This is a genomic window from Phyllobacterium sp. SB3 (genome assembly GCF_040009165.1).
GTDB lineage: Bacteria > Pseudomonadota > Alphaproteobacteria > Rhizobiales > Rhizobiaceae > Phyllobacterium.
This window is the reverse complement of the sequence record NZ_JBDYKI010000043.1, coordinates 1-255: the sequence shown is the minus strand read 5'-3', so window position 1 is coordinate 255 and position 255 is coordinate 1. Positions and strand designations below refer to the sequence as shown.

1 protein-coding gene is annotated in these 255 nt (G+C 51.0%); it reads right to left on the bottom strand.

The annotated features are described in order from the left end of the window. Positions 1 to 36 precede the first annotated feature (36 nt). Positions 37 to 255: hypothetical protein (locus ABKW30_RS29305; protein WP_348602493.1), on the bottom strand; the 219-nt coding region annotated here is incomplete at its 5' end.

Here is a 255-nt window from a genome sequence, read left to right as displayed (position 1 = left end):
TTCTTCTGTATGCAATTTTCAAAGAACCGGCCATGATCAGATCACCGCCCAAATATCAACCCAGCCCCACCAGTCAGGCACAAACCCAACCAACAAAACCGGAAAAACAAACCAGGCATCACTGCCCAATCCGCAAAGAGAAACATCAAAACGCTCTCTAATTCCGTCAACGATCGCAGTCAATAAAACCGCCTGGCTTATGGGCGCATTCGGCAATCGCCAGCGGCGCCCCGCCCTCGTTGTGTCGGTATATAG